The organism is Glutamicibacter nicotianae (genome assembly GCF_016907615.1).
Taxonomy (GTDB): Bacteria; Actinomycetota; Actinomycetes; order Actinomycetales; family Micrococcaceae; genus Glutamicibacter; species Glutamicibacter nicotianae.
Genome location: NZ_JAFBCH010000001.1, coordinates 2,642,789 through 2,656,437, shown reverse-complemented (window position 1 = coordinate 2,656,437; position 13,649 = coordinate 2,642,789). Strand labels below are relative to the sequence as shown.

The window sequence follows — 13,649 nt, the reverse complement described above, 5'->3', positions numbered from 1 at the left end:
GATGTCTATCGGTTCGAAGGACCTTAGCATTGAGTCCCTGGACGGCTTCGATACCGCTCGTTTGAACGAGGAATTGAAGAAGGCCAAGGCAGAACTGTTCAACCTGCGTTTCCAGTCGGCTACCGGCCAGCTGGAATCCCACGGGAACCTGAAGGCAATCAAGCGCGATATCGCCCGCATCTACACTGTGCTGCGCGAGCGCGAGCTGGGCATTCGTGAGGATGTCGTTGTTCCGGTTGAAGAAACCAAGAAGGATTCCAAGTAATGAGCGAGAAGGAGAACGGTGTGGATAACGCTACCGAGCGTAACGACCGCAAGACCCTCCGTGGTTACGTGGTATCCGACAAGATGCAGAAGACCATCGTCGTAGACGTTGAGGACCGTGTGAAGCACGCCCTCTACGGCAAGGTTATGCGTCGCAACAAGAACGTAAAGGCTCACGACGAGAACAACGAAGCCGGCATCGGCGACTTGGTTGTCATCGCTGAGACCCGCCCGCTGTCCGCTGACAAGCGCTGGCGTCTCGTTGAGATCGTAGAGAAGGCTAAGTAAGCTTCTCCGCGATTTCACGGATCTCGTGATTGAAGAATGCCCCGAACACTTCGCAAGAAGAGTTCGGGGCATTTCTGAATTTAAAACCAGTGGAGCTACATTGAAGGTAAACATGCTCTGCATGAGGGCCGCATGGAGGGCACTGACCAGATACGGGTTGGTGCAAATTATTCCAAGCCAACACTTAGTCGAAAACAAAAGGGTAGCCTTAGCACTGTGACTGACCAGAGCCTTGAATTGTCCGAAAAAACTTCAGTATTCCCAGAGCGGGTAGACCACATCTACTGTGTTTCAATCGACGCGACCGAGACAGAGCCAGATAACGTTTATATCGGCCAATCGGTCACCCCAGGAAGAGCGCTTAAGCACTTCAAGAGCCATAACGGAAGGCTCCAACAGCGTCTTGCACATACAAGTTCGTGGACGATTAGTTTTCAAAGCCTGGCAAGAGCATCGGCAGAAGATCTCAACATTTTTGAGTCTCTTGCGATCGACATTATTTCCCACGATCACAGGTTTAATTCCTTGAACGGATCGCTGGGAGCTCAAATTTTTCGGCCTCGATCGTTCTATCCCGAAGAGAACTTACCGGTGAAAAACGGTGTATATGTCCTTTGGGAATACAGCAACGGCCATAACCAAGTCGTCGAGGTAACCGACCTCGCGCCAGTCCATGATCCGTCGACTGACACTCAAAGAAAGCGCTGGTGGGTGACTCCATCCTTGCACCCTGAGAATATCGAATCAGTTGTTGAGGGCATCGAATCGTTGCTGCAGACAGTTGCCACGAATGAATCTGTCACCTTGCAGAGCCCGTATTTCCAATATCTGGGCGAGATGGGATTGCAGCCCTCGTATAGGCTTCCGGCATCGGGTGGCATGGTTGAACTTGGAGACCTCTATGAGGAGCTCAAGGGATCTTTCATTTACGTGCAAATAAACGACCAAGTTTTTGAACAGCCAGGCAACATTCGCGGGGGACTCAAGCCAGGACTGGATCACAACGTACTGCAGGATCGGTTAGAAAAGTTCTGGCACAAGGGTTCGTCTTCTCAATCCGGAACACGAACTATCAGTAAGCTGCTTACGTATCAGGACCGAGTTACATTGCCCGAACACTCAATTCCCCGATATCTGGTGGGAGTAGTCAGTGGGTCGCGAGTAGTTCTTGGAATCTGGAACTTGGATGCTCTATCTTCAAATTCCTGGCTGGACGACGAAACGGGAAAGGTTATTTTCCCAATCCAGGCAGCCGCCGACCCACGGCTCCTAAACAAGTTTGTGGGAGCGCGGATCGGGTCGAAGCTTTCGTTGAACAGTAAAGCCGTAAAGTGGATAGATGTGATGCCATGAAGCGATTCCATGAGTGTCGGTTGTCTTGCTTAGTCTCTTAATTCAGCTGAGTCGATTGGGCTCGGGAAATACGACCGGCCTTCCTGCAGCGTCGGGCATGGAAATCGATCAAGAAATTTTTTGAGTTGTCGATTTATATCGAATAAGGATGTAATCGAATTGCTCATGGGGGACTCTCACTGTGCTTTTGGCGAGAAAAGCTAGTCTGAGCGAGCGGTGCAAAAAACGAAATTCCCCATAATTCTGGGATTCTTTAGCGATACGAGTGTGACCAACGACGCTCGCCTCTCTCTTACCACACCATTTCGGATTCGCGCCACTCTAGGCTAGACTTAAGAATCTGTGCGCATGATGTTCGAGGACTATCCACCTTCGGCATAATGCAGTGCGGTCCAAATCCGTTTGGCCGCGCAAGCGCAGCCTCGATATTTTACGCCTCGGCCCTGCCGGCAATTGGGATCAGCATTCGGTGCGCCCGCGCCAGTGGGGGTAAGCGATACGTATCGTGGAGACCATATCCGTTCCGCAAGGCTCATTCATGAGAACCAGCGAGACGACAGGAGTAAGAAGTGATTCAGCAGGAGTCGCGACTGAAGGTTGCCGATAACACCGGTGCCAAGGAAATCCTTGCCATTCGTGTTCTTGGCGGCTCGAAGCGTCGCTACGCAAGCATTGGCGACACCATTGTCGCTACCGTCAAGGATGCAATTCCTGGCGGCAACGTGAAGAAGGGCGATGTCGTCAAGGCAGTCGTCGTTCGCACCAAGAAGGAAATCCGTCGTGCAGACGGTTCCTACATCAAGTTCGACGAGAACGCTGCAGTGATCCTCAAGGGTGACGCTGCCGATCCTCGTGGCACTCGTATTTTCGGCCCAGTGGGCCGCGAGCTTCGTGACAAGAAGTTCATGAAGATCGTTTCCCTGGCTCCGGAGGTGCTGTAACCATGGGCGCAAAGATCAAGAAGGGTGACCTGGTCCAGGTCATCGCTGGCAAGGATCGTGGCCTGCAGGGCAAGGTCCTGAAGGTCATCACCGAGTCCAACCGCGTGCTGGTCGAAGGCGTCAACCGCGTCACCAAGCACACCAAGGCAGGTCAGACCGAATCCGGTTCGGCCACCGGCGGCATCGAGGTTGTCGAGGCTCCAGTGCACGTTTCCAACGTTGCAGTGGTTGACCCAGAGACCAAGAAGCCAACCCGCGTCGGCTTCCGCGAGGAAACCGTTGAAAAGAACGGCGTGTCCAAGACTGTACGCGTCCGTTACGCCAAGGCTTCCGGAAAGGATCTGTAATGACTGAAGCAGCCACCAAGATCCAGCCACGTCTGAAGGCTAAGTACGCAGCAGACATCCGCCCTGCCCTGCAGGAGCAGTTCAACTACGCCAACCCAATGCAGGTACCATCCCTGACCAAGGTTGTCGTGAACATGGGTGTTGGCGAAGCAGCCAAGGACTCGAAGCTCATTGAAGGCGCCGTACGCGACCTGACCGCAATTACCGGTCAGAAGCCAGTGGTTACCAAGGCCCGCAAGTCGATCGCTCAGTTCAAGCTGCGTGAAGGCATGCCAATCGGTACCCACACCACCCTGCGTAACGATCGCATGTGGGAATTCGTCGACCGCCTGATCACCCTGGCACTGCCTCGTATCCGCGACTTCCGCGGCCTGAGCGACCGCCAGTTCGATGGCAATGGCAACTACACTTTCGGTCTGACCGAACAGTCGATGTTCCATGAAATCGATGTGGACAAGGTTGACCGCGTACGTGGTATGGACATCACCGTCGTTACCACTGCCAAGACTGATGAAGAAGGCCGCGCCTTGCTCAAGGCTCTGGGCTTCCCATTCAAGACCAACAACTAATCTCACTACGTTACAGGTCCGCTAAGGAAACCGTAACGAGGAAGGGCTGAAGCCCACATGTCTATGACAGATCCAGTCGCAGATATGCTGACTCGTCTGCGCAACGCCAACTCGGCTTACCACGACACTGTGTCGATGCCGTCGAGCAAGCTGAAAGTGCGCATTGCCAACATCCTTAAGGAACAGGGCTACATCGCCTCGTTCGAGGAAGTTGCAGCAGAAGTCGGCAAGACTCTGACTATCACTTTGAAGTACGGCCCATCGCGTGAGCGTTCGATCGCTGGCGTACGCCGTATCTCCAAGCCAGGTCTTCGCGTTTACGCAAAGTCCACCAACTTGCCTCACGTGCTCGGTGGCCTTGGCATCGCTATCCTGTCCACCTCCTCCGGTCTGCTTACCGACCGTCAGGCTGCAAAGAAGGGCGTGGGTGGGGAAGTCCTCGCCTACGTCTGGTAACGGGAAAGGGGAAACATACAATGTCACGTATTGGACGTCTTCCGATTTCCGTACCTGCCAACGTTGAGTTGAATGTCGACGGCCAGCTGGTCGCCGTCAAGGGTCCCAAGGGTGAACTTTCGATCACCGTCAAGGCTCCCATCACCGTTGCCAAGGACGAGAACACTGTTACCGTCAGCCGCCCGAACGACTCCCGCGAGTCTCGTTCGCTGCACGGTCTGACCCGCACCCTGATCAACAACATGATCGTTGGTGTGACCGAGGGCTACGAGAAGAAGCTCGAAATCCACGGTACCGGTTACCGCGTACAGGCTAAGGGTGCCGACCTGGAGCTTGCTCTGGGCTACTCGCACCCAGTGAAGGTTGCTGCCGTTGACGGCATCACCTTCTCGGTCGAGGGCAACAACAAGATCACCGTTGCTGGTATCGACAAGCAGCACGTCGGTGAGGTTGCCGCTAACATCCGCAAGCTGCGTAAGACCGAGCCTTACAAGGGCAAGGGCATTCGCTACGCTGGCGAGATCATCCGCCGCAAGGTCGGAAAGGCTGGTAAGTAATCATGGCTATCGGAATCAAGGGCAAGAGCAAGTCCGCTCAGCGCGGTCGTCGTCACCAGCGTTTGCGCAAGCACATCGTTGGTACCTCCGTTCGTCCACGCCTGGTTGTCAACCGCTCGGCTCGTCACATCTTCGTACAGATCGTAGACGACTCGCAGGGCATCACCCTGGCCAGCGCATCGACCATGGAAGCAGATCTTCGCGCAAGCGATGCCGACAAGACCGCAAAGTCCAAGCGTATTGGCGAGCTCGTTGCAGAGCGCGCCAAGGCTGCTGGCATCGAAGCAGTTGTCTTCGACCGCGGTGGCAACAAGTACCACGGTCGCGTGGCTGCTGTTGCTGAAGGCGCACGTGAAGGTGGGCTGGCACTGTGAGCGAAGCAACTAACAAGAAGGAAACTCAGGTGTCTGAAGCTACTGAAGCAGTCGAGACTGCATCGGCTCCCGCTACCGAGAACGCAGGATCCCGTCGCGGCGAAGGCCGCGGTCGTGGTGAAGGCCGTGGACGTGGCGAAGGCCGCGGTCGTGGTCGCGACCAGAAGGATAACCGCAACGAAGACAAGGACAAGTTCCTTGAGCGCGTTGTAGCTATCAACCGCGTCTCCAAGGTCGTCAAGGGTGGTCGTCGCTTCAGCTTCACCGCACTTGTGGTCGTTGGCGACGGCAACGGTCTGGTTGGCGTTGGCTACGGTAAGGCCAAGGAAGTTCCTGCTGCTATCGCCAAGGGCGTTGAAGAGGCTAAGAAGTCCTTCTTCCGCGTTCCACGCGTTGGCACCACCATTCCACACCTGGTCAAGGGTGAGGCCGCCGCTGGCGTCGTCTTGCTCCGCCCAGCAGCTCCTGGTACCGGTGTTATCGCCGGCGGTCCAGTGCGCGCCGTGTTGGAGTGCGCAGGCATCCACGACATCCTGTCGAAGTCGATGGGTTCGCAGAACCAGATCAACATCGTTCAGGGCACCATTGCTGCACTGAAGGCTCTGGAAGAGCCTCAGGCTGTTGCTGCTCGCCGCGGTCTTCCGCTGGACGAGGTTGCACCAGCAGCAATGCTGCGTCACATCCAGTCCCAGAAGGCAGGTGCTTAATCAATGGCTAAGAACATTGTTCCAAGCGACGCCAAGCTGGCAATCACCCAGGTCAAGTCCATCATTGGTGGTAACCAGGGCCAGCGCGACGTTGTTCGCTCGCTGGGTCTGAAGCGCATCGGTCACACCGTTGTCCGCACCGCCGATCCTGTGACTGTTGGCATGGTCAACAAGGTCCCACACCTGCTGAAGGTCGAGGAGGCGAAGTAGAGATGGCTGAAGAAAAAGCACTTAAGGTTCACCACCTGCGCCCAGCTGAGGGTGCCAAGACCGCTAAGACCCGCGTGGGTCGCGGTGAAGGCTCGAAGGGCAAGACCGCAGGTCGCGGTACCAAGGGTACCAAGGCTCGTTACCAGGTGAAGGCAGGCTTCGCAGGTGGTCAGCTTCCGCTGCACATGCGTCTGCCAAAGCTGCGCGGCTTCAAGAACCCATTCCGCGTCGAGTTCCAGGTTGTAAACCTGGACAAGATCTCGGAGCTGTTCCCAGAAGGTGGCGAAGTCACCGTCGAGGCACTGGTTGCCAAGGGCGCCGTTCGCAAGAACCAGCCTGTCAAGGTCCTGGGCACCGGCGACATCACGGTCAAGGTTGACGTGAAGGTTGACGCCTTCTCGACTTCCGCAGCCGAGAAGATTGCTGCTGCTGGCGGCTCGGCAAACACCCTCTAATCCAGGGTCAAGCCTTTGAATAGTCCCGGTTCGGGTTGAGCAATCAACGCGAACCGGGACTTTCTTTTCCTCTCGGCGAAACATTCTAAGATTTCTAATAATTGCTTGGCTGATTAGTCGGTTTAGTTCCAATTCTGCAAACATTCCTGAGCTTTTCGTGTGGCGCATTTGGCAGGATTGCCTAACTGACCGCTAGAATCGTTAGATCTGGGAAGAATCTCTTCCCCAGACTCAAGCACTTACTTCAGGAGGACGCTTGTTCAGCGCCATAGCCCGAGTTTTTCGGACGCCTGATCTGCGTAACAAGTTGCTGTTCACGCTTGGGATCATTGCGATCTATCGTGTCGGCGTATTCATTCCCGCACCGGGCATTGATTACAGCAACGTTCAGCAGTGTCTGGCAATGGGTGAAACCACCGGTGGACTTTATTCATTCGTGAACCTGTTCAGCGGCGGAGCCCTGTTGCAGGTATCGGTTTTCGCAATGGGAATCATGCCGTATATTACTGCGGCAATTATTGTCCAGTTGTTGCGTGTGGTGATCCCGCACTTCGAGGCACTGCACAAGGAAGGCCAAGCCGGCCAGGCCAAGATGACGCAGTACACGCGTTACCTGACCATCGCCCTGGCACTGCTGCAGGGAACCACCTTGGTCACCCTGGCGCGTACCGGCAGCCTGTTCCCAAGCTGCACCCTTCCGCTGATCCCGGATGACTCGCTGATCGTCATCTTGCTGATGATTATCACCCTGACGGCAGGCACCGGCCTGATCATGTGGATGGGCGAGCTGATCACCGAACGCGGCATCGGCAACGGCATGTCCATTTTGATCTTCATCTCCATCGCTTCGGGCTTCCCATCGTCGATGGGCGCGATCTTCCAGGCGCAGGGCATCATGACCTTCATCGGCGTGCTGCTGGTGGGCCTGCTGATTGTGGCCCTGGTGGTCTTCGTTGAGCAGTCCCAGCGCCGTGTCCCGGTGCAGTACGCCAAGCGCACTGTGGGACGCCGTACCGTGGGCGGCACCTCCACGTATATTCCACTGAAGCTGAACATGGCGAACGTGATCCCAGTGATCTTCGCCAGCTCCATCCTGGCGCTTCCGCAGATGATCGTTCAGTTCAACCAGAACGACGACGGCACCCTGCCCGAGTGGGCGATGTGGCTGCAGGAGCACTCGGCGACGTCCTCGCCGTGGTACATGCTGGTGTACACCCTGCTGATCATCGGCTTCACCTACTTCTACGTTGCGATTACCTTCAACCCTGAAGAGGTCGCAGACAACATGAAGAAGTACGGCGGATTCATCCCGGGCATTCGCGCAGGTCGTCCGACCGCGCAGTACCTGCAGTACGTGATTTCCCGTATTACCTTCCCGGGTGCCCTGTATCTAGCGTTCGTTGCGTTGATTCCACTGATTGCCTTCGTGCTGTTCAACGCTGATCAAAGCTTCCCATTTGGCGGTACATCGATCCTGATTATGGTTGGTGTGGGTTTGGAAACCGTCAAGCAAATCAATGCTCAAATGCAGCAACGGAACTATGAAGGGCTTCTGCGATGAGTCGACTGCTAATTATTGGACCTCCCGGTGCCGGCAAAGGCACCCAGGCCGTAAAGATCTCCGAGCGCTTGGACATTGTTGCCATCTCGACCGGTGACATCTTCCGTGCCAACGTCAAGGGCGGCACCCCGCTGGGCCTCGAAGCCAGCAAGTACATTGACAACGGGGACTTCGTCCCTGATTCGGTCACCAACAACATGGTTGAAGACCGCCTGAACCAGGACGACGTAGCCAACGGCTTCCTGCTGGACGGCTACCCGCGCACCAGTGCGCAGGTCGATGCACTTGATGCGATGCTGGCCAACAAGGGCATCGCCCTGGACGCAGTGCTGCAGCTGACCGCCGATGATGACGAGCTGGTTGCCCGCCTGCTGAAGCGTGCCGAAATCGAAGGCCGCGCCGATGACACCGAAGAGGTCATCCGCCACCGCCTGAGCCTGTACAACGAAGAGACTCGCGTCGTTGTAGAGCGCTACGAGGAACGCGGTATCGTGCGCAAGGTCGACGGCCTGGGCGCTATCGACGAAGTCACCGAACGTGTTCTTGCGGCGTTGAACGTCAACGCCTAGACACAAGCGTTACAACGCGCAGGGACCGTGCAGCAACAATGGATGTTGCAGCCCGGTCCCTGCGCACTTTTTGCATTGATGGACCTTGCAGATGCCGGCAACGGCACAGGGCGGGACAACACACTTTAAGGCAGGGGAATCACATTGGCATTAGGACAGCCGAAAATCGAGTACAAGTCCAACTCCGAGATCTTGAAAATGCGCAAGGCCGGGTTGGTTCTGGCTGAAGCACTGGACGAAGCTGTCGCGATGGCCCGCCCGGGCGTGCGGACCGAAGCTATCAACGAGGTTTTCGGCAAGGTGCTGGAACGCCACAACGCAACCAGCAACTTCCTCGGCTACCACGGTTTCCCGGCCAACATCTGCGCGTCGGTCAACCATGAGGTAGTCCACGGCTTCCCGTCCGACTACGAGCTGAAGGACGGCGATGTGCTGAAGATCGATGGCGGCGCCGTCGTGGAGGGCTGGCACGCCGACTCGGCCCGCACCGTTCTGGTCGGGGAAAACATCGACCCGGCTGACCAGCGCCTGAGCGATATCACCGAGCAGGCCATGTGGGCCGGCATTGCTGCCGCTGCCAACGCACGCTTCGTCGGCCAGATCGGGCAGGCCATCGATGACTACGTCACCAGCCAGCCAGGCGACGAGCTTGGCATCCTCGAAGACTACTGCGGCCACGGCATCGGCTCGCAGATGCACATGGCACCGGACGTGCTGAACTACAACTCCGGGCACCGCGGCCCACGGATCAAGCCAGGTATGTGCTTGGCCATTGAGCCAATGCTCGTACGCGGCGGCATCGAGACCTCCGTGCTGGAAGATGACTGGACGGTAGTCACCAACGACAAGTCCAACGCCTCGCAGTGGGAGCACACCGTAGCCTTCCACATGGGCGGCATCTGGGTATTGACCGCTCACGACGGGGGAGCGGCGGGCCTGGCTCCATTCGGCGTGACCCCATCGCCGATCCAGGGCTAACGCCACACCGGAAACCATGGGATCCAGTACGCTACCGCGTTGTGGCGTGCTGGATCTAACATTTTAAATATCGATGAACGATTGGCACTGCGAGAACTAATGCCGTATCGTTGTTTGTTGGTTCTTGATTTAATTGCGCCTAAAACCCTTAGGTTTTCGGCACAGGGATCAAGAGCCGGAACCAATTACTTGTTGGTGGAAAATGCCAACAAAAAAAGTTAGCGGGGAAAATGGGCAAGAAGGAAGGCGTCATCCAGGTAGAGGGCACCGTCTCGGAGGCACTGCCGAACGCGATGTTCCGCGTGGAGCTGCCAAATGGACACGTAGTGCTCGCCACTATCTCGGGTAAGATGCGTCAGCACTACATTCGAATCCTCCCAGAGGACCGAGTGCAGGTTGAAATGAGCCCATACGACCTCAACCGAGGTCGCATCGTCTACCGCTACAAGTAAATCTGCACAACCCAAGACATTCCCAGCAGGCCAAAGCGCAGTCATGCGCAACAACCGCTGGATGATTGTTCTTGGGCGAAGCTATTTACTGCTCCACATTTAACTGCAACCGCAAAAGGACAAAGCCTTGAAGGTTAACCCTAGCGTGAAGCCGATCTGCGACAAGTGCAAGGTGATCCGTCGTAACGGCGTGGTCATGGTGATCTGCGAGAACCCACGCCACAAGCAGCGTCAGGGCTAATTCCGTTCTTACGGGATTCCCACGCGTAGTCAATTAGGCAGTATCAGCCAGGACGGAAGTTCTGGTGCACCCCCGGATTCGGAGGCCGGGGCCGTGAGCAATCACGGAAGATGCTGCTCCAGACCTCCGTTCGTTGAAAGGTAGCCACTTGGCTCGTTTAGCAGGCGTGGATATTCCACGCGAGAAGCGCGTAATCATCGCGCTGACTTACATCTACGGCGTTGGCAAGACCCGTGCAGAAGAGACCATCGCAGCGACCGGTATCAACCCGGACACTCGCGTCAAGGATCTCACCGATGACCAGCTCGTGCAGCTGCGCGACTTCGTCGAAGGCACCTACAAGGTAGAAGGTGACCTGCGCCGCGAGGTTCAGGCCGACATTCGCCGCAAGGTAGAGATCGGATCCTACGAAGGTATTCGTCACCGTAAGGGCCTGCCGGTCCGCGGTCAGCGCACCAAGACCAACGCACGTACCCGCAAGGGCCCGAAGCGTACCGTCGCCGGTAAGAAGAAGACTCGCTAAATCTTAGCGATCTAGTTCAAATACTTTTTTCGTAGGAGAAGAAATGCCCCCAAAGACTCGTGGAGCGGTACGTAAGCCGCGTCGCAAGGACAAAAAGAATATTGCGCAGGGACAGGCGCATATCAAGAGCACCTTCAACAACACCATCGTATCGATCACCGATCCGACTGGCGCTGTGATCTCGTGGGCTTCGGCTGGCGAGGTAGGCATGAAGGGTTCGCGCAAGTCGACCCCATACGCTGCCCAGATGGCTGCCGAGTCCGCTGCAAAGCGCGCTCAGGAGCATGGCATGCGCAAGGTTGACGTTTTCGTCAAGGGCCCAGGCTCGGGACGCGAAACCGCGATCCGTTCGCTGCAGGCTGCTGGCCTTGAGGTTGGATCCATCCAGGATGTTTCCCCAAGCGCTCACAACGGTTGCCGCCCATCGAAGCGTCGCCGCGTCTAATTGATTCGCTAGGCTTAGCCTAAGAAGTCACCGAAGCATTCACTCGTTGGTGCTCCGGTGACTATCTTGGACTTATTAGCCTGCAAAAGACGAACGGCCACCTCAGGCTACCGTCGTTTCCACCCCCGTGAGGCGTCATATAGCGGACGCTCGCTGAAAGGAAATGTAAGTGCTCATTACGCAGCGCCCAACCCTGACCGAAGAAGTAGTTGCCGAAAACCGCTCCCGGTTCGTTATCGAACCACTGGAGCCAGGCTTTGGCTACACCCTTGGTAACTCGCTCCGCCGTACCCTGCTCTCTTCGATTCCTGGTGCTTCCGTCACCAGCATTCGAATTGACGGTGTACTGCACGAGTTCACCACCGTAGCCGGTGTCAAGGAAGACGTCACCGAACTGGTCTTGAACATCAAGAACCTGTCGGTGTCTTCCGAGCACGACGAGCCAGTCGTTGCCTACCTGCGCAAGCAGGGCCCTGGCATCGTTACTGCAGCGGACATCACCCCTCCAGCAGGTGTGGAGTTCCACAACCCTGATCTGCACATCGCCACCCTCAACGCCAATGGCAAGTTCGACATGGAACTGACCATTGAGCGCGGCCGTGGCTACGTGTCTGCCGCTCAGAACAAGAACATTGATGGCGAGATTGGCCGAATCCCAGTTGATTCGATCTACTCCCCAGTTCTGAAGGTGACCTTCCGCGTGGAAGCAACCCGTGTTGAGCAGCGCACCGACTTCGATCGCCTGATCGTTGACGTGGAGACCAAGGAATCGATCACCCCGCGCGATGCAGTTGCATCCGCAGGTACCACCCTGGTTGAGCTGTTCGGTTTGTTCCGCGAACTGAACACTCAGGCTGAAGGTATCGAAATCGGTCCATCGCCAACCGATGCAGCCATGGCTGCTGACATGGCGCTGCCGATCGAGGATCTGGAACTCACCGTTCGTTCGTACAACTGCTTGAAGCGTGAGGGCATCCACTCCGTGGGTGAACTCGTTACCCGCTCCGAGGCCGACTTGATGGACATCCGCAACTTCGGTGCAAAGTCCATTGACGAAGTCAAGGCCAAGCTGGTTGAACTGGGTCTGGCCCTGAAGGATTCCCCTCCAGGCTTCGATCTGGCCGCTCGTAGCGCCATCGACGATGGCGACGAATACGACGAAGGTCTGTAAGACCCGCGTCTAGCGACACACTACTTCATCCGACTGGACGACAGATTCGTCCAGTACGGGTTATTCATCTAGGAGAACTACCATGCCTACCCCTACCAAGGGTCCGCGTCTCGGCGGCAGTGCAGCACATGAGCGATTGATTTTCGCTAACATGTCGGCACAGCTCTTCGAGAACAAGAAGATCACCACCACTCTGACCCGTGCCAAGCGTCTGCGTCCACACGCAGAGCGCCTGATCACCTTCGCAAAGCGCGGAGACCTGGCTTCGCGTCGCCGCGTCCAGGCCGTCATCGCTTCGCGTTCGCGCACCAACAAGTCGATCGTTCACGAACTGTTCGAGAACATCGCACCAGCAATGGCAAACCGCGAGGGTGGCTACACCCGCATCACCAAGATCGGCAACCGCAAGGGCGACAACGCTCCTATGGCTGTTATCGAGCTCGTGATGGAGCCAGTTTCGCCAAAGCAGGCTGTCGTCAAGGAAGCCACCCAGGCTGCCGAGAAGGCCGCTGAGACCGAAGAGGCCTAAGCTTCTTCGAGCTGAAGCTCCCTCGCCTGCAAGGGCAAAAAGAGTCCCGTTGGATCCGCAAGGAGCCAACGGGAATCTTTTGTTTAAGCCTGTTCAGCGATGCTTGCCGGAGCGCGTGCCCGTCAGATGGCGGGTCACGAACATCCGCAACGTGGAATTTCCTAGCTGAACGAATCCATGTCCGGGCATGCCGTATTCAGGTATTCAGTAGACTCCGAGGCTTCGGCAGTGTCGAGCTCGGCGACTTTTTGCGAAATCTCCATCATATTGGTGCCGTCTGTTTCAGCCAACAAGTCTGCCATTTCCTTGTTCTGCCCGGCAGCTGCGTTCAACGACGCAGCAAGCTTGTTGTCTTTGGTTTTCTCAGCGGCTTCACCCAAGATGGCATCGAACTCGTGCATGACCTCAACGTATGCCGAAGTATCGCCCGCCATGAGTTTTGCGCTGGAATCATCTGCCTTCTTCTGCAGCTCGCGTTCGGCTACCTGGTCGCTAATGAAAGCGCAGGTGTCCTCTGTGGACATTTTTCCATCACCGCAGCCGGTGAGCATTAGGGAAGCAATCGCGAGCGCAGCTGCAGGTGCCGCGAACTTTTTCAACATGGAGATCCTTAGATGATGAACCGCTGGTCTAGCAGGGTAGCCATTGATGACTACTTG

The 13,649-nt window shown here is 56.5% G+C and carries 21 protein-coding genes and 1 pseudogene; 21 read left to right on the top strand and 1 reads right to left on the bottom strand.

All coding sequences use genetic code 11. The features are described from left to right. The first annotated feature begins 1 nt into the window (after position 1). The 21 genes and pseudogenes from rpmC to rplQ all read left to right on the top strand — a co-directional run. On the top strand, positions 2–265 hold the full coding sequence (rpmC, locus tag JOE62_RS12675) for a 50S ribosomal protein L29 (RefSeq protein WP_038992193.1): 264 nt from the start codon (positions 2–4) through the stop codon (positions 263–265). Then, the gene (gene rpsQ / locus JOE62_RS12670; protein ID WP_013349679.1) at positions 265–552 is read left to right on the top strand and encodes a 30S ribosomal protein S17; all 288 of its coding nucleotides are present in this window, start codon (positions 265–267) and stop codon (positions 550–552) included. The genes rpmC and rpsQ overlap by 1 nt, the downstream gene beginning before the upstream one ends. A 216-nt stretch (positions 553–768) precedes the next feature. After that, positions 769–1,905, top strand: a complete 1,137-nt coding sequence (locus tag JOE62_RS12665) for a hypothetical protein (protein ID WP_204722626.1) — start codon at positions 769–771, stop codon at positions 1,903–1,905. 569 nt (positions 1,906–2,474) lie between these two features. Beyond that, on the top strand, positions 2,475–2,846 hold the full coding sequence (gene rplN, locus JOE62_RS12660) for a 50S ribosomal protein L14 (protein WP_038992191.1): 372 nt from the start codon (positions 2,475–2,477) through the stop codon (positions 2,844–2,846). 2 nt (positions 2,847–2,848) lie between these two features. Continuing rightward, on the top strand, positions 2,849–3,193 hold the full coding sequence (gene rplX, locus JOE62_RS12655) for a 50S ribosomal protein L24 (RefSeq protein ID WP_128471124.1): 345 nt from the start codon (positions 2,849–2,851) through the stop codon (positions 3,191–3,193). Further along, positions 3,193–3,762 carry a 50S ribosomal protein L5 gene (gene rplE, locus JOE62_RS12650; RefSeq protein ID WP_204722625.1) on the top strand — a complete coding sequence of 190 codons (570 nt, stop codon included), beginning with the start codon at positions 3,193–3,195 and terminating at the stop codon, positions 3,760–3,762. The genes rplX and rplE overlap by 1 nt, the downstream gene beginning before the upstream one ends. Before the next feature lie 57 nt (positions 3,763–3,819). Then, on the top strand, positions 3,820–4,218 hold the full coding sequence (gene rpsH, locus JOE62_RS12645) for a 30S ribosomal protein S8 (protein WP_013349671.1): 399 nt from the start codon (positions 3,820–3,822) through the stop codon (positions 4,216–4,218). A gap of 20 nt (positions 4,219–4,238) precedes the next feature. Then, positions 4,239–4,775, top strand: a complete 537-nt coding sequence (gene rplF / locus JOE62_RS12640; RefSeq protein ID WP_204722624.1) for a 50S ribosomal protein L6 — start codon at positions 4,239–4,241, stop codon at positions 4,773–4,775. A 2-nt stretch (positions 4,776–4,777) separates the two neighbouring features. Further along, the gene (rplR, locus tag JOE62_RS12635; RefSeq protein WP_038992187.1) at positions 4,778–5,149 is read left to right on the top strand and encodes a 50S ribosomal protein L18; all 372 of its coding nucleotides are present in this window, start codon (positions 4,778–4,780) and stop codon (positions 5,147–5,149) included. Between the two features lie 29 nt (positions 5,150–5,178). After that, a complete protein-coding gene (rpsE, locus tag JOE62_RS12630; RefSeq protein WP_174520608.1) occupies positions 5,179–5,856 on the top strand; it encodes a 30S ribosomal protein S5 in 678 nt (225 codons plus the stop codon). A 3-nt stretch (positions 5,857–5,859) separates the two neighbouring features. Continuing rightward, positions 5,860–6,066: a 50S ribosomal protein L30 gene (gene rpmD, locus JOE62_RS12625; RefSeq protein WP_038992184.1), complete on the top strand. Its 207-nt coding sequence runs from the start codon at positions 5,860–5,862 to the stop codon at positions 6,064–6,066. Between the two features lie 2 nt (positions 6,067–6,068). Beyond that, positions 6,069–6,521 carry a 50S ribosomal protein L15 gene (rplO, locus tag JOE62_RS12620; RefSeq protein ID WP_038992183.1) on the top strand — a complete coding sequence of 151 codons (453 nt, stop codon included), beginning with the start codon at positions 6,069–6,071 and terminating at the stop codon, positions 6,519–6,521. A gap of 256 nt (positions 6,522–6,777) precedes the next feature. Beyond that, on the top strand, positions 6,778–8,082 hold the full coding sequence (gene secY, locus JOE62_RS12615) for a preprotein translocase subunit SecY (protein WP_038992182.1): 1,305 nt from the start codon (positions 6,778–6,780) through the stop codon (positions 8,080–8,082). Next, the gene (locus JOE62_RS12610) at positions 8,079–8,651 is read left to right on the top strand and encodes an adenylate kinase (RefSeq protein WP_038992181.1); all 573 of its coding nucleotides are present in this window, start codon (positions 8,079–8,081) and stop codon (positions 8,649–8,651) included. The genes secY and JOE62_RS12610 overlap by 4 nt, the downstream gene beginning before the upstream one ends. Before the next feature lie 144 nt (positions 8,652–8,795). Then, positions 8,796–9,629 carry a type I methionyl aminopeptidase gene (gene map, locus JOE62_RS12605; RefSeq protein ID WP_128471126.1) on the top strand — a complete coding sequence of 278 codons (834 nt, stop codon included), beginning with the start codon at positions 8,796–8,798 and terminating at the stop codon, positions 9,627–9,629. A 230-nt stretch (positions 9,630–9,859) separates the two neighbouring features. Beyond that, positions 9,860–10,081, top strand: coding sequence for a translation initiation factor IF-1 (gene infA, locus JOE62_RS12600; RefSeq protein ID WP_013349662.1), 222 nt, complete (start codon positions 9,860–9,862; stop codon positions 10,079–10,081). 127 nt (positions 10,082–10,208) lie between these two features. Next, positions 10,209–10,322: a 50S ribosomal protein L36 gene (gene rpmJ / locus JOE62_RS12595; RefSeq protein WP_013349661.1), complete on the top strand. Its 114-nt coding sequence runs from the start codon at positions 10,209–10,211 to the stop codon at positions 10,320–10,322. A 148-nt stretch (positions 10,323–10,470) separates the two neighbouring features. Continuing rightward, complete coding sequence (gene rpsM, locus JOE62_RS12590; RefSeq protein ID WP_022874115.1) at positions 10,471–10,845, top strand: 30S ribosomal protein S13; 375 nt, start codon at positions 10,471–10,473, stop codon at positions 10,843–10,845. A gap of 43 nt (positions 10,846–10,888) precedes the next feature. Further along, positions 10,889–11,290 (top strand): 30S ribosomal protein S11, encoded by a 402-nt coding sequence (gene rpsK / locus JOE62_RS12585; RefSeq protein ID WP_038992179.1) that lies wholly within the window; start codon positions 10,889–10,891, stop codon positions 11,288–11,290. 169 nt (positions 11,291–11,459) lie between these two features. Continuing rightward, a complete protein-coding gene (locus JOE62_RS12580) occupies positions 11,460–12,461 on the top strand; it encodes a DNA-directed RNA polymerase subunit alpha (protein WP_038992178.1) in 1,002 nt (333 codons plus the stop codon). A gap of 82 nt (positions 12,462–12,543) precedes the next feature. Then, a pseudogene (gene rplQ / locus JOE62_RS12575) lies at positions 12,544–12,984 on the top strand (50S ribosomal protein L17); the annotation flags it as partial. Positions 12,985–13,151: 167 nt separating this feature from the next. Here rplQ and JOE62_RS12570 read toward each other — a convergent pair. Beyond that, a complete protein-coding gene (locus JOE62_RS12570) occupies positions 13,152–13,592 on the bottom strand; it encodes a hypothetical protein (protein ID WP_204722623.1) in 441 nt (146 codons plus the stop codon). Positions 13,593–13,649 lie beyond the last annotated feature (57 nt).